The organism is Cryobacterium sp. CG_9.6, from assembly GCF_029893365.1.
Classification (GTDB): Bacteria; Actinomycetota; Actinomycetes; order Actinomycetales; family Microbacteriaceae; genus Cryobacterium.
On sequence record NZ_JARXUZ010000001.1, the window covers coordinates 2,430,264 to 2,452,098 of the forward strand.

19 protein-coding genes are annotated in these 21,835 nt (G+C 64.5%); 4 read left to right on the top strand and 15 right to left on the bottom strand.

What is annotated here, in order from left to right; translation table 11 throughout:
- Positions 1-160 precede the first annotated feature (160 nt).
- On the top strand, positions 161-1,297 hold the full coding sequence (locus H4V99_RS11230; RefSeq protein WP_280678304.1) for a glutamate--cysteine ligase: 1,137 nt from the start codon (positions 161-163) through the stop codon (positions 1,295-1,297).
- A 39-nt stretch (positions 1,298-1,336) separates the two neighbouring features.
- On the opposite strand, the gene H4V99_RS11235 is transcribed toward H4V99_RS11230, so the two are convergent.
- From H4V99_RS11235 to ffh, 3 genes are read right to left on the bottom strand one after another with little or no spacing between them, the layout of a single operon-like run.
- The gene (locus H4V99_RS11235; protein WP_280678306.1) at positions 1,337-2,128 is read right to left on the bottom strand and encodes an LLM class F420-dependent oxidoreductase; all 792 of its coding nucleotides are present in this window, start codon (positions 2,126-2,128) and stop codon (positions 1,337-1,339) included.
- A 9-nt stretch (positions 2,129-2,137) separates the two neighbouring features.
- Positions 2,138-2,641, bottom strand: coding sequence for an META domain-containing protein (locus H4V99_RS11240; RefSeq protein WP_280678308.1), 504 nt, complete (start codon positions 2,639-2,641; stop codon positions 2,138-2,140).
- 42 nt (positions 2,642-2,683) lie between these two features.
- Positions 2,684-4,267 (bottom strand): signal recognition particle protein, encoded by a 1,584-nt coding sequence (gene ffh / locus H4V99_RS11245; RefSeq protein ID WP_280678310.1) that lies wholly within the window; start codon positions 4,265-4,267, stop codon positions 2,684-2,686.
- An 81-nt stretch (positions 4,268-4,348) separates the two neighbouring features.
- On the opposite strand from ffh, the gene H4V99_RS11250 reads away from it, so the two are divergent.
- A complete protein-coding gene (locus H4V99_RS11250; RefSeq protein ID WP_280678312.1) occupies positions 4,349-4,660 on the top strand; it encodes a putative quinol monooxygenase in 312 nt (103 codons plus the stop codon).
- A 337-nt stretch (positions 4,661-4,997) separates the two neighbouring features.
- Here the strand turns inward: H4V99_RS11250 and H4V99_RS11255 are convergent, their stop codons facing one another.
- On the bottom strand, positions 4,998-5,501 hold the full coding sequence (locus H4V99_RS11255) for a DUF2004 domain-containing protein (protein ID WP_280678314.1): 504 nt from the start codon (positions 5,499-5,501) through the stop codon (positions 4,998-5,000).
- A gap of 49 nt (positions 5,502-5,550) precedes the next feature.
- On the bottom strand, positions 5,551-6,426 hold the full coding sequence (gene ftsY, locus H4V99_RS11260) for a signal recognition particle-docking protein FtsY (protein WP_280678316.1): 876 nt from the start codon (positions 6,424-6,426) through the stop codon (positions 5,551-5,553).
- Between the two features lie 78 nt (positions 6,427-6,504).
- On the opposite strand from ftsY, the gene H4V99_RS11265 reads away from it, so the two are divergent.
- The gene (locus tag H4V99_RS11265; RefSeq protein ID WP_280678318.1) at positions 6,505-7,230 is read left to right on the top strand and encodes a CbiX/SirB N-terminal domain-containing protein; all 726 of its coding nucleotides are present in this window, start codon (positions 6,505-6,507) and stop codon (positions 7,228-7,230) included.
- A gap of 23 nt (positions 7,231-7,253) precedes the next feature.
- Here H4V99_RS11265 and smc read toward each other — a convergent pair whose 3' ends face one another.
- The 10 genes from smc to H4V99_RS11315 form a co-directional block, all read right to left on the bottom strand.
- A complete protein-coding gene (gene smc / locus H4V99_RS11270) occupies positions 7,254-10,889 on the bottom strand; it encodes a chromosome segregation protein SMC (RefSeq protein WP_280678320.1) in 3,636 nt (1,211 codons plus the stop codon).
- Between the two features lie 168 nt (positions 10,890-11,057).
- On the bottom strand, positions 11,058-12,014 hold the full coding sequence (gene mutM, locus H4V99_RS11275; protein ID WP_280678322.1) for a bifunctional DNA-formamidopyrimidine glycosylase/DNA-(apurinic or apyrimidinic site) lyase: 957 nt from the start codon (positions 12,012-12,014) through the stop codon (positions 11,058-11,060).
- A 31-nt stretch (positions 12,015-12,045) separates the two neighbouring features.
- The gene (rnc, locus tag H4V99_RS11280; RefSeq protein ID WP_280678324.1) at positions 12,046-12,738 is read right to left on the bottom strand and encodes a ribonuclease III; all 693 of its coding nucleotides are present in this window, start codon (positions 12,736-12,738) and stop codon (positions 12,046-12,048) included.
- A 27-nt stretch (positions 12,739-12,765) separates the two neighbouring features.
- On the bottom strand, positions 12,766-12,969 hold the full coding sequence (rpmF, locus tag H4V99_RS11285; RefSeq protein ID WP_280678326.1) for a 50S ribosomal protein L32: 204 nt from the start codon (positions 12,967-12,969) through the stop codon (positions 12,766-12,768).
- Between the two features lie 2 nt (positions 12,970-12,971).
- Complete coding sequence (locus tag H4V99_RS11290) at positions 12,972-13,544, bottom strand: DUF177 domain-containing protein (protein WP_280678328.1); 573 nt, start codon at positions 13,542-13,544, stop codon at positions 12,972-12,974.
- Positions 13,545-13,554: 10 nt separating this feature from the next.
- Complete coding sequence (locus H4V99_RS11295; protein ID WP_280678330.1) at positions 13,555-15,948, bottom strand: DUF3488 and transglutaminase-like domain-containing protein; 2,394 nt, start codon at positions 15,946-15,948, stop codon at positions 13,555-13,557.
- Positions 15,941-17,302, bottom strand: a complete 1,362-nt coding sequence (locus tag H4V99_RS11300) for a DUF58 domain-containing protein (RefSeq protein WP_280678332.1) — start codon at positions 17,300-17,302, stop codon at positions 15,941-15,943. Before H4V99_RS11300 ends, H4V99_RS11295 begins: the two co-directional genes overlap by 8 nt.
- 8 nt (positions 17,303-17,310) lie before the next feature.
- Positions 17,311-18,246, bottom strand: coding sequence for a MoxR family ATPase (locus H4V99_RS11305; RefSeq protein ID WP_280680084.1), 936 nt, complete (start codon positions 18,244-18,246; stop codon positions 17,311-17,313).
- Positions 18,247-18,401: 155 nt separating this feature from the next.
- The gene (gene coaD, locus H4V99_RS11310) at positions 18,402-18,890 is read right to left on the bottom strand and encodes a pantetheine-phosphate adenylyltransferase (protein ID WP_280678334.1); all 489 of its coding nucleotides are present in this window, start codon (positions 18,888-18,890) and stop codon (positions 18,402-18,404) included.
- A gap of 62 nt (positions 18,891-18,952) precedes the next feature.
- The gene (locus H4V99_RS11315; protein ID WP_280678336.1) at positions 18,953-21,151 is read right to left on the bottom strand and encodes an ATP-dependent DNA helicase RecG; all 2,199 of its coding nucleotides are present in this window, start codon (positions 21,149-21,151) and stop codon (positions 18,953-18,955) included.
- Positions 21,152-21,250: 99 nt separating this feature from the next.
- Here H4V99_RS11315 and rsmD point away from each other — a divergent pair, with 99 nt between their 5' ends.
- Positions 21,251-21,832, top strand: a complete 582-nt coding sequence (gene rsmD, locus H4V99_RS11320) for a 16S rRNA (guanine(966)-N(2))-methyltransferase RsmD (RefSeq protein ID WP_280678339.1) — start codon at positions 21,251-21,253, stop codon at positions 21,830-21,832.
- Positions 21,833-21,835 lie beyond the last annotated feature (3 nt).

The following is a 21,835-nucleotide window of genomic DNA, read 5'->3' on the forward strand; positions in this document are numbered from 1 at the left end:
TGAGCGTGGGGGCACACTCGGCATAAGCTTCTAAGGGATCTTCCTACACCGGGATAGAGGGCGGGGCATAGTGATCTCGACTGATCATTCTGCCAGACATTGACCCATTTGTGATAATCGTCGAAGAACAGTTTTTCTCTAACCGCTTAAGGGAGCATGTGTGACATTGGAATTCGCCCGATCGGCCCGCTCCACGGTGGGTATCGAGTGGGAGATCGCACTCGTCGACCGCGCCACCGGTGATCTCGTGTCGATCGCTAACGAGGTGCTCAACGACCTCCGCTCCCCCGACGGTTCCGCACACCCCACCATTACGGGCGAGTTGCTCCTGAACACCGTCGAGGTCGTGTCCGGGGTGCACAACACGGTGGCCGGGGCGGTAGCGGATGTTGCCGGCCAGGTTGCCGAAGTACGTGCGGTTGTCGCACCGCGCGGCGTTGATCTCATCTGTAGCGGCTCGCATCCGTTTGGACAATGGTTTAACCAGCAGATCACCGACAAGCCCCGCTACGACCGTCTGATTGACCGTACCCAGTGGTGGGGGCGCAACATGATGATTTGGGGCATTCACGTGCACGTGGGTATCGAGGACAAGGCCAAGGTCATTCCGATCATGAATGGCCTGCTCACGTACATTCCTCACCTGCAAGCATTGTCGGCCTCGAGCCCCTACTGGGCGGGTGTGGACACCGGATATGCCTCCAACCGCGCACTCATGTTTCAGCAGCTCCCCACGGCCGGTCTGCCCTGGGGGTTGGCGGACTGGGAGGCCTGGGAGAACTACGTCGACGATATGACCACGACCGGCGTCATCGACGATGTCACCGAGGTGCGCTGGGACATTCGCCCGGCGCCGCGCTGGGGCACGATTGAGATCCGCGTCTGCGATGGCGTGTCCACCACGCAGGAGCTCGGCGCCATTGCTGCGTTTATTCAGTGTCTGGTGGAGTGGATGTCTACTCGGCTCGATGCCGGTGAGAACGTGCCCACGATGCAGCCGTGGTTTGTGCGCGAGAACAAGTGGCGCGCTGCTCGGTACGGCCTGGAGGCGGAGATCATTCTGGACCAGGCGGGGGCCGAGCGCCTCGTAACCGACGATGTGCGTCGCCTCATCGGCGTGCTCTCCCCCGTGGCCGAGCGGCTGGGATGTCTGCCGGAGCTTCTGAATCTGCACCACATTATCGACGCGGGCGGGAGCTACCAGCGCCAGCTGCGCGTGGCCGACGCTGCCGATGGCAGCCTCCCGGCCGTTGTGGCCGCTCTCAGCACAGAGCTGGAGAGCGGCCTCGGAGCGTAGCGCGCAGCGTGACGGTGGGGAGGCCGAGAGGCTACGGAGCTAGCCGGCGTTCTTGGCGTCGCGCCACGCGAGCCAGTCCACGGCCGGAGCGAGGTCGTAGTCCGGGCCCGATACACCCAGCGTGAACAGGCGGGTCCCGAGGTCGTACAGCTCCTCGGCCTCCGCCACCGTGCGGCCCCGCAGCTCGGTGGAGATCTCGATCTGCGACATGTCGCGACCAACCTTCTCGCACCACTCGCCGAGAACACCGAGTTTGTGCTCGAGAACGGTGGGGTCGGCAAAGGAATGCCAGATGTCGGCGTGCTGGGCCACAATACGCAGAGTTTTCTTTTCCCCGCCACCACCGATCAGCACGGGGATCTTGCGGGTGGGCGGCGGGTTGATCTTGGCCCACCGCGCCTCGATCCGGATGAGGCTGTCGTCGAGCGCGTTCAGTCGGGTGCCCGGCGTGCCAAATTCGTAGCCGTACTCGTCGTAGTCACGCTCGAACCAACCGGCTCCGGTGCCAAAAATGAATCGGCCGTCGCTGATGTGGTCGATGGTGCGAGCCATGTCAGCCTGCAGATCGGCATTCCGATAGCTGTTGCAGTTCACCAGAGCGCCGATCTCGATGCGCGAGGTCTGCTCCGCCCAGGCCGAGAGGATGGTCCAGGATTCGAAGTGCAGTCCGTCCGGCTCCCCGGTCAGTGGGAAGAAGTGGTCCCAGTTGAAGGCCACGTCCACACCCAGGCCTTCAACCGTTTCGACCGTCTCGCGAATCTTTGAATAGGCGGCATGCTGCGGAGCAATCTGCACTCCAAGACGCACGTTACGGTCGATTGGCACTGTCATGGTCCGCCTTCAGTTTGTGGGTGCTGTGGACGGAGTGGTGATCTGCTTCCGCGGTTCCTGTCCGGCCACGAGAATCACCACCTCACCCGTCTCGTCCTGCAGAACGAGAGTACCGGCATCCACGGTGGCCGATGTGGCATTCGCAAAGAGCGAGGGCAGCGGCTTGCCCTCGCAAGCAATCAGAGTGCTGGGCCCGGAGGTGGTGGTGAGGGTACCGTCGGACGCTTGCTCCCAGGTGCCGCGCACCACGTTGCATCCGTCTGATGCCGTCCAGGAGCCGTCACTGGCGATCGTGAGAAACGGGGTGGTGTCCATGACCTCATCAGGACCGACCAACCAGGTACCCACGATGGTCGTCGCGGACTCGCTCGGCGACCCGGTATCACCGGGCGGAGCCGGCGATGCGCAGGCGGCAAGGACAGCGAGCAGGCTCAGTCCGAGCAAGACCACGCCGATCACCCCGCGACGGGAGTGCGGTGCAGGGGCGATGGCAGACGAACGGTGTGTGGGCATGTGCTGACCTCCGTTGTGTTCCAGAGCTGGCTGTGCCCGAGCTTAGCGCCCCAACATCTTTTGCAGGGCGGCCATTTCTTCTTCGGTGGGACCGCCCGCTTTGCCCTTGCCGGCCTGGGCGCCGCCGCCGAGTCCGAATCCGGATCCGCCCGCGGTCGATGCCTCGAGGGCGGGCTTTTCGCCGGCGGCCAGGGCAGCGTTCTCTGCCGCCCGCTTGGCCGGGTTGCCCGACTTCGAGCCCTTCTTCTTCTGCTGAGCCTTGGGCTTGCCGCCGTAACCGGCACCGGGAATCGGAGCCATTCCGGGAATGTTCGGCATTCCACCCTTGGCCACGGTCTTCATCATCTTGGCCGCCTGCTCGAAGCGCGTGACCAGCTGGTTCACCTCGGTGACGGTCGTGCCGGAGCCCTTGGCGATGCGCAGGCGACGAGAACCGTTCAGGAGTTTGGGGGTGGTGCGTTCCACCTTGGTCATGGACTGGATGATGGCCTCGGTGCGCACGATCTCGCGCTCATCGAAGTTTTCGAGCTGCTGCTTCATGGCACCGGCGCCGGGAAGCATGCTCATCATCTTCTTGATCGAGCCCATGTTGCGCAGCTGCTGCATCTGGCCGAGGAAGTCGTCGAGGGTGAAGGTGTCCGTGGCGAACTTTTCGGCTACCTTGCGAGCCTCGTCCTCGTCGAAGGCACCCTGCGCCTGCTCGATAAGCGTGAGGATGTCACCCAGATCAAGGATGCGTCCAGCCATGCGGTCGGGGTGGAACGGCTCGAAGTCGTCGAGGCCCTCACCGGTGGAGGCGAACATGATGGGTCGGCTCGTGAGGGAGGCGACCGACAGTGCGGCACCACCACGGGCGTCTCCGTCGAGCTTGGTGAGCACGACACCGGTGAAGTCCACGCCCTCCTGGAAGGCCTTCGCTGTTGCTACGGCGTCCTGGCCGATCATGGCATCAATGACGAAGAGCACCTCGTCGGGGTCGGTCGCCCGGCGGAGGTCGGCGGCCTGCTTCATCATGTCGGCGTCGACACCCAGGCGTCCGGCGGTGTCAATAATTACCACGTCGTGCTGCTTCTGCTGCGCGAACTTCACGCCGTCGCGGGCGACCTTGACCGGGTCTCCCACGCCGTTTCCGGGCTGCGGCGCGTAGACGGCAACGCCGGCCTGCTTGGCGACGACTTCGAGCTGCGTGACCGCGTTGGGGCGCTGGAGGTCGGCGGCCACGAGCACGGGAGTGTGACCGTCTTTGGCAAGCCACTTGGCCAGTTTTCCGGCCAGAGTGGTTTTACCGGCACCCTGCAGACCGGCCAGCATGATGATGGTCGGGGGCTTCTTCGCGAATTCCAGGCGACGCTGCTGGCCGCCGAGGATTGTGACCAGCTCGTCGTTGACGATCTGCACAACCTGCTGGGCGGGGTTCAGTGCCTTGCTGACCTCGTCGCCGAGGGCTCGCTCGCGTACCTTGCTGGTGAAGTCCTTAACGACCTCGAGGGCGACGTCGGCCTCGAGGAGGGCACGACGAATTTCGCGAACTGTGCCGTCAACATCCGCTGCACTGAGCTTGCCCTTGGTGCGGAGATTCTTGAACGTTTTGGCCAAGCGATCTGAGAGGGTTCCAAAAGTAGCCATGATTGATTCAGTTTACGGGGTTGAGCAGACTCGCGAGTCAGCGTGGCATGCTGTCGGTTCAGACTAAAGTCAGGAAATTTCATGTCGATTGTCGTTATTGCCACCCTTACTCCGAAGCCCGGCCGCGTGCAGGATGCCCTGGACGCCTTTGCTGGCGCGTCACCTCTGGTGCACGAGGAGGTCGGCTGCGAGCTGTACGCGCTACACACCGACCAGAGCACTCTGGTGATGGTGGAACGCTGGGCGAGCGCCGACGATCTCGCCGCGCACTCCACCGGCGCGGCCATGGCAGAGCTCAACCGACTCATGGGAGATGCGCTCTCCGGCCCACCCGCGGTGGCGATTATGGCCAACGTTCCCCTCGGCGTGCCGTCCAAGGGAACGCTTCAGTAAGCCCCTCCCCCTCTCTGGTCGAGCGCGACCATCCCGCTGGTCGAGCGCGAGCTTGCGAGCAGTCGAGACCCTGTGAGCCTCACCAGGTCTCGAGACGCCGGCGAAAAGCATGCCAGCTCCTCGACCAGCGAAGTGGGCCTCGCTGGTCGAGCGCGAGCTTGCGAGCAGTCGAGACCCCGTGAGTTGACTTTCGGGGCCGGCCCACGAGGTCTCGAGACGCCGGCGAAAAACGTGCCGGCTCCTCGACCAGCGAGAGGGGGTCTCGAGACGCCGGCGAAGAACATGCCGGCTCCTCGACCAGCGAGGAGGGTCCAGCGGGGGGAGGGGGCGCGCGGGGCTAGTTCTCGATCGAGATCTGCACCGTATCGCCGTTGACGTCGATGGCCACGATGAGAAGCGAGTCAGTGTCATCGGGACTGATCGAGTACTCCAGCAGAGCGAAGTGCTCTTCCGACCCGGTGTGATGCGGGTGGAATCCCACCCGCTGCAGGCGAAGCGAGCGCAGGAAGTCAATCTGCTGATCACCGGAATCCCAGATGATGGCGTCCGCGAGTGCCTCCGGGTCCATCTCCTCAACATGTTGGTCGATATAGGTGGAGGTGGGCGTGGCCTTGGTCGTAAGCTCAGCCACCAGGGACTCGCGCGCAGCGGAATCCAGGTCCTCGATGTTGTTGATCATGGCAGCGGCAAGATCGAGCGCCTCGGCCTGAACATCGTCCTCGTTCGGTGAACTGAGGTCGACCTCAATGTCCTGGTCGCCCAGCTCGGCAGTCTCCGACCAGTACACCTCACCGGCGTCGTCGCTACCCAAGATTCCGAAAAAATCATGCTCAATGGTCATGTCGTCTGCTTTCTAGAGTGTCGTCGGGGTCTGGGGCATGCGCATCGTGCTAACCGATGAGCTTCTGCGCGAAAACGTGAGGCGTGAAACCGGTGAGGTCGTTGATGCCCTCCCCCTGCCCGACGAGTTTGATCGGAATCCCGGTGCGTTCCTGAACGGCCAGCACGAAGCCGCCCCGGGCCGAGCCGTCGAGTTTAGTAAGCACGAGTCCGGTCACACCGGCATGTTGAATGAACGCCTCGGCCTGCGCCAGCCCATTCTGGCCGGTGGTCGCGTCGAGCACCAGCAAAACCTCGGCAATCGGCGCCTGCTTCTCCACCACACGACGAATCTTGGTGAGCTCATCCATGAGACCACCCTTGGTGTGCAGTCGACCGGCGGTATCGATGATGACGATCTCGATCCCCTCGTTCTTCGCCTTCTCCACGGTCTGAAAGGCGACGGATGCCGGATCCTGGCCCACCGATTGCGGCCGCACGATTTGTGCTCCCGCCCGGTCGGCCCAGGTGGCCAGCTGGTCTACGGCGCCGGCACGGAAGGTGTCGGCCGCTCCGACAACGACGGTGCGGCCATAGGTGTTCAGAAACTTGGCTAACTTGCCGATGGTCGTGGTTTTACCCACACCATTCACACCGACAACCAAAATGACGGCGGGTCGTTCGCTGAGTGTGAGCGTGGAGTCCAGCAGGGAGAGACGTTCCTCGATGCCTTCGCGGAGCATCCGCTGCAGGTCTTTCGGGTCGGTGGTGTTGTATTTGGCCACCTTCGCGCGCAGCTCGGCCACCACCACCTCTGTGACGGTCGGGCCGAAATCGGCCTGGATCAGGGCGTCTTCAAGGTCGTCCCAGGTCTCGGCATCGATCGTCTTCTTCGTGAACATGCCACGCAGAGCGCCGGAAAGTGACCAAGGGGTGCGTTCTGCCATGTCTCTAGCCTAGAGCGCGGTGACACCGCGAATGCCGATGACGCGTAAAACGGGCCGGTCAACCACCAGAATGGGTGGGTGACCACTTCGAATGCGCCCGTTCTGGCCGGTTTTGCGCACGGCACGTCGTCGGACGAGGGTCGGGCCGCCACGGTCGAGCTGATGCGGGCCGTCGCCGACGCTCACCCGGCTCTCGACGTTCGTCTAGGCTACGTGGACGTGCAGCAGCCCGACGCCCCGGCCGTTCTCGGTGCCGTGGAGCCGGGTCGACCCGTTGTTGTCGTGCCTCTGTTGCTGTCGGCCGGGTATCACGTGTATGTGGACCTTACCGAGGCCGTGCAGGCCGAGACAGACCGGCACACGATCCTGACCGGCGCGCTTGGCCCCGATGATCGCCTCACCGATCTCTTGAAACTCCGACTGCTCGCGGCCGGCCTCACCGACGACGACACCATTGTGCTCGCCGTGGCCGGCTCAAGCGATGACCGCGCCGTGGCCGACTGCCACGTTGTGGGATCGCAGCTGGCCCAGTTGCTCGGTCGGGAGGTGTCGGTGGGTTTTCTGTCAGCCGCGCATCCGCGGCTGCCGGAAGCCGTCGCCGCTGCTCGTGAGGCGCACCCGGGCAGCAGAATCATGGTGAGCAGCTATTTGCTGGCGCCGGGCTACTTTCAGTCCCTCGTCGAGGCGGCGGGAGCGGATGCCGTGACCCAGCCGCTTCTGCTGGCCACCGGTCCGGCGCCTGAGCAGCTCGTCAACGTGGTAGCTAGCCGATACTTCGACGCTTTGGTTGTGCCTGACGCCTAACTGGACGTCTGGCGTAACGTGGTCTACCCCGCACCCGTGACGGTCACGGGTTCCCGCTCGCGCGACACCCGCTGACCCACAACGGCTGACACGCCGTCCTGACGCATCGAGACGCCGTAGAGGGCATCGGCGATCTCCATGGTTCGTTTCTGGTGCGTGATCACGATGAGCTGGCTGCTCTCGCGGAGGTCCTCAAAGATGGTCAGCAGTCGACCGAGGTTGGCGTCGTCGAGCGCTGCCTCCACCTCGTCCATGATGTAGAACGGGCTGGGCCGAGCCTTGAAAATAGCGATCAACAGCGCCACCGCGGCAAGCGAACGCTCACCACCGGACAGGAGCGACAGTCGCTCAATCTTCTTGCCAGCGGGCTTCACCGATACTTCGATGCCGGTCGTGAGCAGTGCGTCCGGGTCGGTCAACCAGATGCTGCCACTTCCGCCGGGAAAGAGCACCGGAAACACCTCGGCAAAGGCCGTACGGGTGTCTTCGAAGGCATCGGCAAAGATGCGCTGCATCTTTCCGTCGATCTCCGCGATGATCGTGAGCAGGTCGGTGCGGGTGTTGGTGAGGTCAGTGAGCTGCTCGGTGAGAAAACGGTGACGCTGCTCGAGCGCGGCGAATTCCTCCAGAGCGAGCGGATTGACCCGGCCAAGCTGGCCCAGCTTCTTTTCGGCGGCCGCGAACCTGCGCTGCTGCTCGGCCCGGTCAAACGGCACGGGTTCGGCGTCGCCACCGGCAGTGTCGCCACCATCAGTGCCGCCGACATCAACCGGAATCAGCTCTGCGGGGCCGTATTCCGCCACGAGCACGGATTCCACAAGCCCCAGCTCGCTGCCGGCCCGTTCGAGCAGGCTGGTGAGCTGAAGCTTCTTCTCGTAAATCTGAAGTTCGAGGCCGTGCACGTTCTCGGTGACGGCCTGCAAACGCGCGCGCAGATCGTTCTCATTCTTCCGCAGGCCGGCCAGTTCCGCGCTCTGGCTGGTGCGCTGGCTCTCCGCTACGGTCAGGCGCTGCCGGGCCTCGTTCACCGACCGGTCGATGGCTCCCAGAACGGCTGGCAGCTCTGCGGCCACCGCGGATGCGGCATCCACTTGCCTTCGACGAATGACGGCGCGCCTCGCTGCGGCCTCGGCGGCTTGCTGGTCAGCGGCAAACTGGCGAGCGAGCGAGGTGGCGCGCGCCTCGCTGGAGCGCACGCGTTCGCGGGCGGTGTCAACGGTCAGGCGGGCTTCCACCTCGGTTTCTCGCACGGATTCGAGTTCGCGGTAGAGAGCATCACGTGCGGAAACATCCAGCACGGGGCGCGGCTGTGCCTGCGCGGCAGTGAGCTCCGACGCCGCCTCAGCCGCGGCCGATTCCACGTGGGTGACGGTGCCCGACGCGAGGTCGAGAGCACCCTGCAGGCGGTCAAGATCCGCCCGAGATGCTTCAACCTGCACCGCGGCCCGGTTTACAGCCTCGGCATGCCGTGACTCCGCTGCCTCCTGCGCACGCAGAGCGGTGCGTTGGCGGGCAACCTGGTCTTGCAGGTGCGCGAGGAGGGACCGCTGCTCTCCGAGGTCGAAGCGCCTGCTCGGAATGAGCGCTGTCACGTCATCAAGTTTGTGGGCGGCGGCGTCACGTTCCGACACCAGCTCGAGGGTGCTGTGGCCCGCGCCACTTCCGCCGCGCACAACCCAGGGCGACAGCGCCTCTCCCGCACGGGTGATCACCGTGAGATCCCGATCACCGAATTCTCGAGTGGCCGCGCGTGCCGCCTCCAGGGTGTCAGCAATCACGGTTCTGGCCAGCAGGCGAAGCACACCGACGGGGGCATCAACAACGGATGCCGCGGGCACCAACCCTGGCCAGCCGCCGGTATCGGCCATGTCATCTGCGGGCACGCTACGAGCAGGGTCACTGTCGGCACCGGACACCACCAGTTCTACCCGCCCCAGCTCGCTGGCGGACGCGAGCTCGATAGCCTGATGCGCCACCTCCCGGGTATCGGCGAGGACCGCGTCCGTGAGCGAGCCGAGCGCCGCGGCAATCGCTGCTTCATAACCGGGTTGCACGCGCACGTGCTCGGCCAGAGCACCACGGATGCCGACAATGCCCGCCTCGAGCAGAGCCGAGGAGCCGTCTGTCTGATCAAGGGCCAGCGACAAGGCGTCTCGACGAGCCTCGTGGGCATCACGTTCTCGCTCGAGCACGTGTAACTCGTCACGCAGCCGTTCGACCTCCACGCGAGTGGTCTGCACAGCGGCCTGCGCCAGTTCAAGAGTCTCGGGGCTGGTCTGGGCGCTGGCCTCGGCGCTTCCAGAATCCGCACCGGTCCGTGCACCCGGTGCCCTCTCCGATGCGCCCTCACGTTCACGGTCATTCTCACGTTGGCTGAGCAGAGACTCCGCCTGCGTGAGACGCTCGCGCGCGGCGTCGACCGCGTTGCTCTGCCGACGTACCTCCCCGCGCACCGCGGCGAGTCGGGAAGCAGCCGTCTCGCTCCGTCCCGCAAGGCGGGACAGACCAAGGTCGTGACTGGAGACCAGCAGTGCCGCAGCCGCAATCTCTTCGTCAACAGCGTCCAGCCGGGCGCGGGCGGCGGCGCTGGACGCTTTGGCGCCACGCCACGCGGCATCCGCTGTCTCAATTCGGGCGCGCAGGCGCACGGTGTCGGCGGTGGCGGCTTCCAGGTCGCGCGTCGTCACGTTCGCACCCGCGCTGCTGGTCGGCGCCTGCGAACCGAGGAGCGCCAGACGCTGGTTGGCGAGGGTGAACAGGCCGCGAAGTCGTTCCTGGGCAGACTCGAGGGCGAAGCTCGTGCGTCGTGCAAGATCCACGGCGTCACTCACCTGCTCGGCTTCGAGGCGCTGCACCCGCTGCCCGGTCTGGGCCAGCTGCTCCTGCAACACGATGCGCTCGGAGTGGCGCTCGCTTTCCGCGCGCCCGTGCTGATCGAGGGCGCTGCGCAGGGTGACAACCTCGTCAGCGAGAAGCCGTGCCCGCGCATCACGCACGATCGCGGCGATGGTTTGCGCCTGGCGGGCGATTTCGGCTTGGCGTCCGAGCGGCTTGAGCTGTCGTCGAATTTCACCGGCGAGGTCGCTCAGCCGAGTGAGGTTGGTCTGCATTCCGTCGAGCTTCCGCAGCGTCTTTTCCTTGCGCCGACGGTGCTTCAGAATTCCGGCGGCCTCTTCAATGAAGCCACGGCGTTCCTCGGGGCTTGCCCGAAGCACGGCGTCGAGCTGGCCCTGTCCCACAATGACGTGCATTTCGCGACCCAAGCCGGAGTCGCTCAGCAGTTCCTGCACATCGAGCAGACGACAGTTGCGGCCATTGATCGCGTATTCGCTCGCCCCGTTGCGAAAGAGCGTGCGCGAGATGGTGACTTCGGAATAGTCGATCGGCAGGGCGCCGTCGGAGTTGTCGATGGTGAGAATGACGGCGGCGCGACCCAGGGGACCCCGGGTGGACGTGCCCGCGAAGATGACGTCCTCCATTTTTCCGCCGCGCAGTGTTTTTACCCCCTGCTCCCCCATAACCCAGGCGAGAGCATCAACGACGTTGGACTTACCGGATCCGTTGGGCCCGACAACACAGGTGACACCCGGCTCGAAGGCGAAGGTGGTGGACTGAGCAAAGGACTTGAAGCCCTTCAGGGTGAGACTTTTCAGATACACCGATCCCACCCTTCTGTTCGCTGTGCCTTAAACGAGCTGCCTGCGCTCTAGAAACGGTACTCGACACCACAGACACTGGCGGGGAGGCTCGACGGGCACCTCAGGACACGTTGTGCTCACGCAGTAGCAACGACTGTCCAGCGCCTCTCGAAGAGTAAGGGCTGCGGATCAGGCGAGAACCTGGCACACCGGACACAGGTGCGAACCACGGTTCATGAACGATTCCCGCACGATCGTGGTGCCGCAGCGCGAGCACGGAGTTCCCTGTCGGCCGTAGACCTCAAGACTGTGCGAAAAGTATCCCGATTGCCCGTTCACATTGACATACTGCGCGTCAAAACTCGTTCCGCCCTCGCCCAGTGCACGCTGCAGAATGGACCGCAGTGCGGCCAGGAGTTCCGCGCCCTGCGCCGGGGATAACGACGCGGTTGGTGTCTCGTAGTGCAGCCGGGCGGCAAAGAGCGCTTCATCGGCATAAATGTTCCCGATTCCGCTGATCAGCGTCTGGTCGAGCAACGCCCGCTTGAGACCCGTCTTCTTGCGCGACAGGCGAGCAAAGAACTCCGACTCGGAAAAAGCAGGATCGATGGGATCCCGGCCAATGTGCGCCACCTGGGAGGGAATCAGCCCGGACCAGGGTCCGAAACCGCGGCCAGCGAAACCGCCCGGAGCTCCGTCGACGGTTGGCGCCATGGTGTCAATGCCGAGGCTGCCGAACACGCGCTGGTCAACGAAATCGAACCACAGCTCGCCCGATTCTCCGGCGTTCCGACGCGCAGACGACATCTCGGGCGGCAATACGGTGGGTTCCACGGCTTCCAGCGCGAGACGGATGCGCAGATGGCGGTCAACCTGCGACCCGGGGGTTCGCAGCAGCACCTGTCCGCTCATTCCCAGGTGAACCACCAGGGCTCGTCCGCTGTCGAGCGGGAGCCAGAGAAACTTGCCGCGGCGCACGGCGCCGAGAATACGTCGACCGGTGAGCTGTTCGCTGAAGGATCCGGCCCGCGCGTCATGGCGGCGCAGAGAGCGCTCGTCAAAGACCTCGACTCCGGCCACGACCGCGCCCGTAACGGCGGGTTCGACTCCGGCCCGCACGACCTCAACTTCGGGAAGTTCGGGCATTAGCGTGGCAGCGGGGTAGAAGAGCGCAGCACTACAGGGCGCTGAGCTGCGCGAAGGCGTCGCGAGCGGCGGCCACTTCGGCGAATTTCTTGCTGGTGCCGTTACCCGCTGCGGAAATCACGTCGCCCAGGTCGACGCGGGCGATGAATTCCTTTGCGTGATCCGGGCCGCTCTGGGTCACCGTGTACACCGGGGCACTCACTCCACGAGCAGCAGCAAGCTCTTGCAGACTCGTTTTGGGGTCCATCAAGGTACCAAAGTGGTTGGGGTCCGCGAGCAGCGGCTCCATGAGCCTCAGCACAAATGCCGTCGCAACGTCCCCACCGCGGTCGAGGTAGACGGCTCCGATGAGGGCTTCAACCGTGTCAGCCAGAATCGATGACTTGTCGTGTCCCCCGGTGAGAATCTCGCCCTTACCTAACCGCACGTACTCTCCGAGTCCGAGGCCCCGGGCAATCTCTGCGAGGGCAACGGTCGATACGAGGCTCGCCCGGCGCTTGGCCAGGTGACCCTCATCGAGGTGCGGGTAGGTACGGTAAAGCATGACGGTGACGGCCTGCCCCAGAATCGAATCGCCGAGAAATTCCAGACGTTCGTTGGTGGGGATGGCACCGTTTTCGTACGCAAAAGAGCGGTGCGTGAGCGCGAGCTCAAGGAGATCCGCGGAAACTGCTACACCGAGGGTCGCCACGAGGGACGACCGCTCGGCACCTGGATTCGTCATGGTCTGACGTTGTCCGAGGGAAGAGATCTAAACGTCGGCGACCTTGCGACCCTTGTACTCCATGAACAGCGGGGTACCGGCGGAGTCGGTGACGACCTTGGCGCGGTGGGGAAGGCTGTAGGTGACCTTGCCGTTTTCCATGGTCTTCACCAGGGTGGGCGCGGTGGCCTTCCACTGTGAACGACGTGAGTGGGTGTTGGATCGCGACTGCTTGCGCTTCGGAACTGCCATGACTACTTCTCTTCTCTATGCGTTTCAGCCTGAATGTCGTCATCCGTGCTGATGTCTGTGGAAGCTTGGAATCCCGCAAGCGCAGACCACCGGGGATCACGCGCCTCTATCGGTTCGAGTTCCGGTGGTTCAGTCAGGCGCTCACCGGTCTCAGGATCAAGACCCGCGCAATCGCGCCGACATAATGGCTGGAACGGCAGTGACATAACCACTGCGTCCCTGACGAGAGATTCAATGTCGATATGGTCGTCGACAATCTCAAACTCAAAAGCTTCTTCCTGAGGATAACCGAAAAGCTCAGTAAACTCGACTCGGACGCGGAATTCGATCTCTTTCAGGCATCGTCCGCACTCGCCGGACGCCGGAGCGACCACCGAGATGGTTGCGAGAATGCCCTCGTGCATGGCTTCGAGTCGAAGATCTGCACCGAGACTCGAGCCTTCCTTCACCGAAACAAGGCCAGCGCCGAGTTCATCGGGTACGACGATGTCGAGGTGGCGCTCGTGCATGGTGCCCGGGCGGTTGATCAGGTCTCGCACATCTACCGTGTACGGCGTTTTTTTGAACTTGGTCACCAGCCCCATTCTACGCGTGTCGCGGGGAGCGTCCGTTCAGCCGATCCCACAGGGCGAGAAAGAGTGATCGCGGCAGCAGAACCGCACGCCATCGTGCCACCCGCCCCACCGACGCCCGAATCTGTGCGCACGCCTCGGCCACGTCGCCACTCAGGTCCGAGGGTTGGATGTCGGGGCCCACTCCGTTCCAGCTTCCGTCATCGGGTGTGCGGTCATAGCGAGTGCGCTCCACCAGCTCACACAGGCGAGCCAGTATGAGCGATGCGGGCGAGGCCTCCCCCACCAGACGGCGCAGGCGGTCCGTCACGACGCGAGGTGTGTCCACACCGCTCACGGGAATACCGTGGTCCACCGCGGTGTCGCAGAGTTCGGCCCAGGCCATCGCCACCGCTTGCTGTGGCGTCAGCATTCCCGAACGGATGCGTCGGCGTCGCGCCCGATGCACCAACCCACGCACACCGGCGGGAACGAGCAGGATCACCAGGAGCCCGAACGCGATGCCGGCCAGCTGGCCGAGCAGATTGCTCGCCTGCTGCGTGGCCGTCGCCGACGCTTCCGGCAGCGCGGGGTCAATAGACCCTGGATCAACAGGTGCACGCGGCGCAACCGTGGGCGCTGCGTCGGCTGGCGCTCCGGTGGGGGTGTCGCTCTCAGCTGCCTGTTCATAGTCCGGCACGGTTCCGCGACCCGGCGTGGGCTCGAATGGAACCCACCCCACGTCGGTGAAGTACAGTTCAGGCCAGGCATGCAGGTCGTAAGAATCCACGTCGTAACGACCCAGCCCCTGTTCCAGGTCCTGGGACTTGACGCCCGGCAGGTAACCGAGAGAGATTCGGGACGGGATATCGAGGGTGCGGGCCATGCTCGCCATTGCCGAGGCGAAATGTACGCAGTACCCACGCTGTCGTTCCAGGAAGACGCCCACCACATCGAGCCCGCCACCGTCGTAATCCTCCTCCACCGGCGATTGCGTGTCGTAGGTAAAATCACTGCCGTTGAGGTAATCCTGCAGGGCAACCGCCGCATCGTACGTGGAGGTGGTGCCAGCGGTCACCTCCCGCGCAGTTTGTTCGATGATGGCGGGTATCACCGCGGGCAGGTCGAGGTTACGCGCCAGTGCCCGGGGGTACTCGGTGCTCGCCAGGCGCATCTGCTCGGCCGTCGGAGCCAGCTCGAGCGCCTCAGCGGTGTACTTCTGACCGATCGTGCTCGTGTCGCTGCTCGCGACGGCACGGGTACGGGTGTCCCAGTACCAGTCCCCGCGAAGACCCGTGACCTTCACCGTTCGCGCCGGAACCGGTAGCCAGCGCGTGTTGACGCCATCGATGACAACGGATGTCTCGGCGGGCGTCGTCTCGATCGCCTCGGACAACCCGGGTGGACCGTCAATGCGCTCCACGCTGTTCTGCAACTGCGCGCCATCGATGCTCGCGGTCCACGTGTCGCCCACCAGAGAGTCCAGCGTGAGGAGTGTGAAGTACGACTGCTGCTCGGCCGTGCTCGTGTAGTGCAGCACCGGTCCGGGTTCCGGCCGGCGGAGATCTTGACCCAGGTTGATCATGGGGCTCACTCCGCTGCCAAACAGCAGCGCGTTCGAACCAGACCGCGTGGTGTCACCGAGCCCCGAGGGTAGCGCTGCTCCGAGAACGAGTGCTCCGACGATCGCTATCGCACCCACGGTGAGAGTGCCCCACACCGGAACCACTCGGCGCTGGTGTGCGGAGACAAAAACCCGAGCGGCCGGACCACCCGCTGCGGGCAGCGCCGCCGATGCGACTCTGGATCGACGCAGGTCGACCCGCAGCAGACCGAGGTACACGGCGGAGGTGAGCACGAGGGCCACCACGTTGGGCGGACCCGCCTCGACGGCACCCGGTACGAGCAGCGGCACCAGCACCGGCAGGCCGGCCAGCGTGGGAGCTCGCAGCGTGACGGCGAGGGTGAACATGAGCATGGCAATCAATCCGGCTCCCGCTGCGAGCAGAAAGAGGATGCCCGGTGTCACCTCCGCAGGCACGCTCTGCTGCACGATCGAGTCCGTACCGCTGGTGATGAGGCCACCGAAGATGTCCAGAGTGCCGGTGGTGGGTACTATCCAGAGCAGCCCGGTACCCGCGCCGAAGAGCACCGTGAGCGTGAGCAGGAGAACCCCGAGCATGACAAGCGGAACGAAGGATCGCGCCACCCTCAGCCGAGGCAGGAGAACACTCACCGCAAGCACGACGGTCGCCACGACCGCCATCACCCACCACCACGACGTACCGCGCAGCAGTGGTCCGAGAGCGCCGCACGCCACCAGAAGCAGTGCGAGCACGGTCAGCACGAGCGGCCAATCGGATGGTGCTGTGTCCGGTCGCCCGGCACGCGAGTGCCGGCGGAACCGGGATCGTTGCGGGTCAGTCATTATCGAACCCCAGTGCCTCCCACGCATCAACGCTCCGAGGCTCAGGTTCGCGCCCGCTGAGCGCACTCGTCCACGCCTGGGGAATGTCACGGGTGCTGTGCACATCAATGCACCGCCAGCCGGCGTCCCGAAGAATGGACCGCGCAACGGCACTCACCGGTTCCAGCACAAACGCGATTGCCGGCTCGCATCCGGCACGGAGCAGAGCGAACAGTGCGGCATCCGCTTCGGACAGGGCGACGATCACGGCAAAAGTCGGCAGCGCGCCACCCGACGAGCCGGGGCTGCCCCCCGCATCGGTGGGTGCAGCAACGGGCAGGAGGTTTGCGAGCCCTTCGAGGAGTTCGCGATCACCGCCCGGCGCGCTGCATACGAGCGGGGCATCACCTCCGAGTCCGCCGAGGTTCTGGTCGGAGCCCGGCACCAGCTGGCTCGGACCGGTCTCCACGAGTTGCACCTTGAGACCGGAATCGAGGAGGTAGACACCAATCGATGCCACGATTTCGATTGCGAGTTCGAACGCCAGGTCCAGGCGACGAGCGCGTTCGATGGCGCTGTGCGAATTGAGGGTGGTGTCTAAAATGATGCGTGCCTCGGGGTTGCTGCGTTGCTCCTCCTGACGCACCATGATCTGGCCATGCCGCGCGGTGGCTGGCCAATTGACGCGCCGAAACGGATCACCAGGGCGGTACTCCCGCGCGATGAGTTCGTCGGACATGGGATTCAACGAGCGCAGCAGGTCACGCACCGAGCCGTCACTGCGCGTGACCGAGACACCCGTGGCTGCCAGCGGCGTCACCCGTGGGGTCACAACAAGATCGTGCGGCTGGCCCACCGGATGCTCACGGACGGCGAGTCCGAAAGGGTCGGTACGTCCGAGGAGAAGCGGACCGAACGCATACACTCCGCGGATGCGTGGAGTCACCGAATACTCCAGCCGCACGCTGTCCGGCAACGTAGCCGGACCCGGCTGATACCGTTCGAGGCCGGGCAACAACGACGGGGTCGAGGCTGCCAGGCCCGGCACTCCCATTCCCGGCGGTAACGGGTCACTCCAGCTCGCACCGTCCAGGGGCCGGAAGGAGAGGTTCCGCAGGTGGAGGGAGACCACGGTTTCTTCTCCAGCAGAGACGATGGGTGGCCGAAACGTTCGGGTGAGTTCAACTTGTCCGGGGCGGATCGTGACATAACCGAGTGCAACAACGGGGATACTCACCAGCAGGCCGGCGATGAACAGCAGATCGTGCTGACCGCTCGGGATCGCGAACACACCGAAAGCCACGCCCACACCCAGAAACATCCACCCGCGGCGGGTGAGCCGGGGAGACCAGGGCGGGAGCGAGAGGCGGCGCATGAGACCGATCAGGGGCGCTCTGCAGTGCCGACCGGAACCACGGTCGCCGCCAGAATGCGGTGCACGACCTCCTCGATGAGGGGCCCACTGTCGTGATGGTGGTGACCAAGAGCACGACTGGTGGGCACGAGGCGGTGTCCGAGTACAGCCACGGCGAGGGAGTCGATGTCGTCGGGCAGCACGTATCCTCGCCCACGGAGCGCTGCCTGAGCCTTTGCCGCGCGAATGAGCTGCAGGGTGGCCCGCGGGCTGGCCCCGAGGCGCAGGTCGCGGTCGTCTCTCGTGGCCCGAACAATGCTCACGGCGTATTCCTTCACGGCACCCGACGCGAAGACGCCGCGGGCCGCCTCCATCATGCCGCGCAGCTGGGCGCCCGAGACGACGGCACCGATTTGTGCCAGAGGACTGCTGGTGTCGCGGGAATCGAGCATGGCGAGTTCGGAATCGGTGTCAGGATACCCCATCGAAATTCGGGCCATGAAGCGGTCCCGCTGTGCCTCGGGGAGGGCGTAGGTGCCCTCCATCTCAATGGGGTTCTGGGTGGCCATGACGGTGAACGGTAATGCTAGTGGGTAGGTCGTGCCGTCCACGGTGACCTGACGTTCCTCCATGCATTCCAGAAGCGCCGACTGGGTCTTCGGACTGGCCCTGTTGATCTCGTCGCCAATCACAATGTTGGCAAAGACCGGACCCGGCTTGAACTCAAATTGTCGGTCTGCTTGGTTGTAGACGGAGACACCCGTCACATCGGACGGCAGCAGGTCGGGCGTGAACTGAATGCGGCTGACCGAACAGTCCACCGAGCGTGCAAGCGCCTTGGCGAGCATGGTCTTGCCCACACCCGGGACATCCTCGATGAGCAGATGCCCCTCCGCCAGCAGAACGGTCAGGGCGGTGAAAACGGCGGCATGTTTGCCGTCGATGACGCGCTCCACGTTCTGCATGATGGCGGAGCCAGCCTTGTGCACGTCGGTCACGGAGACTGCTGGGTGCGTGGGCGTGTCCGCCGCAGTGGATACTGTGTCGTCCTCATGACCGTGCTTCACCTCGACGCGCGAACCGGCGACGATGGGGGTGGGCACTTTCGATGAGGACGGACTCATACGGTGGCTTTCTGCAGATACTCCGCGACAACCCGAGGCACGTAGGGCGAGACATCTCCGCCGAGCGCGGCAACCTGCCGCACCAGGGAACTCGACACGTGGCCGTTGGCCGGATTGGGCAGAAGAAAGATGGTTTCCACCGAGGCCAGGTTGCGATTCACAATCGCCATGGGTGTTTCGTAGGTCACGTCGATCTGAGATCGCACGCCCTTCACCAGTACGCTGGCTCCAACGTCCATGCAGTAATCGACGAGAAGGCCCACGCTCCACGAGGACACCACAATGTTCGTGGGTAAGCCGGCTTCCCTAATCGCCTGCTCCAGCAAGGAGACGCGCTGGCTGATGGGAAGCAGGGCCGATTTGTCGGGGTTATGCACGACAAGAACGTGAAGTTCATCGAAGAGGCCGGCGGCGCGATCAATCACATCCAGGTGACCAAGGGTGACGGGGTCAAATGAACCGGGTACGACGGCGATCCTGCGCATACCAACACCCTATCCCCCCGCGGTGACCCCGGTAGGCGGAGTCGGCGTCTGAGGCTGGAGCCTCAGCTTTTGCTCAGCCACGTGCGTTCGGACTCGTCAAGACGGCGGTTCACCGCGTCGCGGAGCGCTGGCATGGTGCGCAGCTCCGGGTCACCGCTCACGAGCGAGAAGGCAGCGGCACGCGCCGATTCGATAATGGCACCGTCCACAGCCACCCGCAGAAACCGCAGTGACGAGTTAGCCCCGGACTGTGTATCGCCGAGCACATCGCCCTCTCGACGGAGTCTGAGGTCAAGGTCGGCCAGCTCAAAGCCGTCGAGGGTGCTCTGAACGGCGTCCACGCGTTCGCGTGCCACGCCGCCGAGTTCCGCATCGGTGACGAGCAGACAGAGACCCGGCACCGACCCGCGACCCACTCGCCCGCGCAACTGGTGTAGTTGCGACACACCGAAGCGATCGGCGTCCATCACCACCATGGCCGACGCGTTCGGCACGTCGACACCCACTTCGATGACCGTCGTCGCCACCAGCACATCAATCTCGCCCGCAGCAAAAGCACGCATGGTCTGATCCTTCTCGTCGCTCGTCATGCGGCCATGCAGGGCCTCCAGTCGGTACCCCTGGAGAAGAGACGTGCTCCGCAGCCCGGCGAGTGTGGTCTCCACGTTTGTCAGCGCCTTCGGCGTGTCCTCCGGGGGCAGCGGGAGGGCTTCCGCACCGTCTTCCACCTCCTTGGGAGCGATGGCCGGGCAGACCACGAAGGCCTGACGCCCGAGCGCCAGCTCGTCACGGATGCGCCGCCAAATATTCCAGAACCAGTCGGGATGCTCCGCCAGCGGAACCACGACGGTGGTAATGCCCTGCCGCCCACTCGGCAGCATACGAATGGTGCTCACATCGAGGTCGCCGAAAACGGTCATGGCGATGGTTCTCGGAATGGGCGTGGCGGTGAGCACGAGCACGTGCGGCGGGACGGTGCCCTTGAGCCGGAGAGTCTCCCTCTGGTCGACACCAAAACGGTGCTGCTCATCGATGATGATGAGCCCCAGGTCGAAGAACGTGACGTTGTCACTCAGCAGCGCGTGGGTACCAATCACGATGCGGGATTGCCCGGAGACGACCCGGAGCAGCGCCTTGCGTTTCTCGGCAACGGGCAGCTTTCCGGTGAGCAGGGTGGGCATGAGCTCGGCCGCCAGTGCGGGGCCGAGCATTGCGGTAATCGATCGCAGGTGCTGTCCGGCCAGCACCTCGGTGGGCGCGAGCAGCGCCGCCTGACCACCGCTTTCCGCCACGGCGAGCATGGCTCGAAGAGCCACAATGGTCTTGCCCGAGCCCACCTCTCCCTGCAACAGACGGTTCATGGGTGATGTCGCGGAGAGTTCCACAGCAATCTCGGCCGCCGCAATCTCCTGATCCACGGTGAGCACAAAGGGCAGCATGGCGTCGAAGCGTTCGAGGAATCCGCCCGGCGCAGGCACGCGGGGGGTGGTGTGCTCTTCCCGGGATTTCGTGTGTTTTTGCGCCAGGGCTGCCTGCAACACCCACGCCTCGGTAAAGCGCAGAGTGTCACGAGCAGCCTGCCACTCCGCGGAAAGCTCCGGGCGGTGGATGAGCTGAAGGGCCTGTTTGTGACCGAGCAGACCACGTTCGATGCGCAGCGCTTCGGGTACCGGATCGTCGATATCGCCGAGGTGCGGAAGAACGAGGTCGATAGACCGCTCCAGAATGAGGCTGGTCACCGCGGCGGTGGCGGCGTAAATGGGAATGAGGGGGCGCTGCAGCCACTCGTTGCTCGGGTCCTTCTCCGCCTCGTCACGCTCACCCTGGAAGGTGCGATAGGTGGGGTGAGCGAGCTGGCGAGCGCCGTTATATTCCGACACTCGACCCGAGAAGATACCCGTGACACCCGGGGCCAGCTCCCGGGTACGCCAGTCCATGCGGGTCTTGCCGAAGAACGTGAGGGTGAGCATTCCCTGACCGTGGCGAATCTTGACCGCCACGATATAGCCCTTGCGATTCTTCATTTCACTCTGAGTGGACGACACGACTTCGGCGGTGATGCTGACGTATTCATTGAGCGGAAGGAGTCCGCTGGTGGGGTCGAGCACACCGCGCATCACGTAACGACGCGGGTAGTGCCCGAGAAGATCGGACACGGTGAGCATGCCAAACGCCTTACCCAGCGCGGTTGCTGTGGGCTTGCCCACGGCAAGAACAAGAGGGGTGTCGAGGGTGAAGGTGGAATCACTCGAACCGGTCATAGTTCAATCGTAGGCGGCGGCACCGACAGCGCCTCCGAAGGCCCGTGCCTCCGAAGCCCAGCGCACCCTAGGCTCAGCGCACCGTAGGCTTATCGAACCATGACGCGAATCATCTCCGGGTTTGCCGGCTCTCTCACCCTGTCGGTTCCCAGGAGCGGCACTCGTCCCACGAGTGACCGGGTTCGGGAAGCCATTTTCTCCGCCCTCGACGCTCGGGATGCTGTGACCGGCACTCGGGTCGTGGATCTGTACGCCGGGTCCGGTGCTCTTGGCCTGGAGGCGGCCAGCCGCGGTGCCCGCGTGGTGACGCTGGTTGAAAACGGTTTCGGTGCCGCACAGTCGTGTCGGAAGAACGCCGACGCCGTGAAGCGCGCGGCACCTCAGGGGTCCGATCTCACCATCAAGGTGGCGGCTCAGGCCGTGCAGACCTTCCTTGCGGCCACGCCCGACGGCTTTGACGTGGTGTTCATTGATCCGCCCTACGAACTGGGTGAAACCGAACTCACGCACAACCTGGCCGCGCTGGTGCCGCTGCTCTCTGACGATGCCCTCGTCATTGTGGAGCGCAGCTCCCGCTCCCCCGAACCCACCTGGGGTCAAGGGCTTGAGCGCGAGCGCAGCAAGAACTACGGCGACACGACGGTCTGGTACGCCGGCCCGGTCGCTCCCACCAGCGACTAACCG

Excerpts from the sequence above, each read along its gene's own strand:
- ftsY (WP_280678316.1), bottom strand. The coding sequence starts at position 6,426 with ATGGCAGAACGCACCCCTTGGTCACTTTCCGGCGCTCTGCGTGGCATG.
- H4V99_RS11250 (WP_280678312.1), top strand. The coding sequence starts at position 4,349 with ATGTCGATTGTCGTTATTGCCACCCTTACTCCGAAGCCCGGCCGCGTG.
- H4V99_RS11240 (WP_280678308.1), bottom strand. The coding sequence starts at position 2,641 with ATGCCCACACACCGTTCGTCTGCCATCGCCCCTGCACCGCACTCCCGT.
- H4V99_RS11295 (WP_280678330.1), bottom strand. The coding sequence starts at position 15,948 with ATGACTGACCCGCAACGATCCCGGTTCCGCCGGCACTCGCGTGCCGGG.
- H4V99_RS11235 (WP_280678306.1), bottom strand. The coding sequence starts at position 2,128 with ATGACAGTGCCAATCGACCGTAACGTGCGTCTTGGAGTGCAGATTGCT.
- H4V99_RS11315 (WP_280678336.1), bottom strand. The coding sequence starts at position 21,151 with ATGACCGGTTCGAGTGATTCCACCTTCACCCTCGACACCCCTCTTGTT.
- rsmD (WP_280678339.1), top strand. The coding sequence starts at position 21,251 with ATGACGCGAATCATCTCCGGGTTTGCCGGCTCTCTCACCCTGTCGGTT.
- ffh (WP_280678310.1), bottom strand. The coding sequence starts at position 4,267 with ATGGCTACTTTTGGAACCCTCTCAGATCGCTTGGCCAAAACGTTCAAG.
- rnc (WP_280678324.1), bottom strand. The coding sequence starts at position 12,738 with ATGACGAATCCAGGTGCCGAGCGGTCGTCCCTCGTGGCGACCCTCGGT.
- mutM (WP_280678322.1), bottom strand. The coding sequence starts at position 12,014 with ATGCCCGAACTTCCCGAAGTTGAGGTCGTGCGGGCCGGAGTCGAACCC.
- H4V99_RS11305 (WP_280680084.1), bottom strand. The coding sequence starts at position 18,246 with ATGCAGAACGTGGAGCGCGTCATCGACGGCAAACATGCCGCCGTTTTC.
- H4V99_RS11255 (WP_280678314.1), bottom strand. The coding sequence starts at position 5,501 with ATGACCATTGAGCATGATTTTTTCGGAATCTTGGGTAGCGACGACGCC.
- rpmF (WP_280678326.1), bottom strand. The coding sequence starts at position 12,969 with ATGGCAGTTCCGAAGCGCAAGCAGTCGCGATCCAACACCCACTCACGT.
- H4V99_RS11300 (WP_280678332.1), bottom strand. The coding sequence starts at position 17,302 with ATGCGCCGCCTCTCGCTCCCGCCCTGGTCTCCCCGGCTCACCCGCCGC.
- coaD (WP_280678334.1), bottom strand. The coding sequence starts at position 18,890 with ATGCGCAGGATCGCCGTCGTACCCGGTTCATTTGACCCCGTCACCCTT.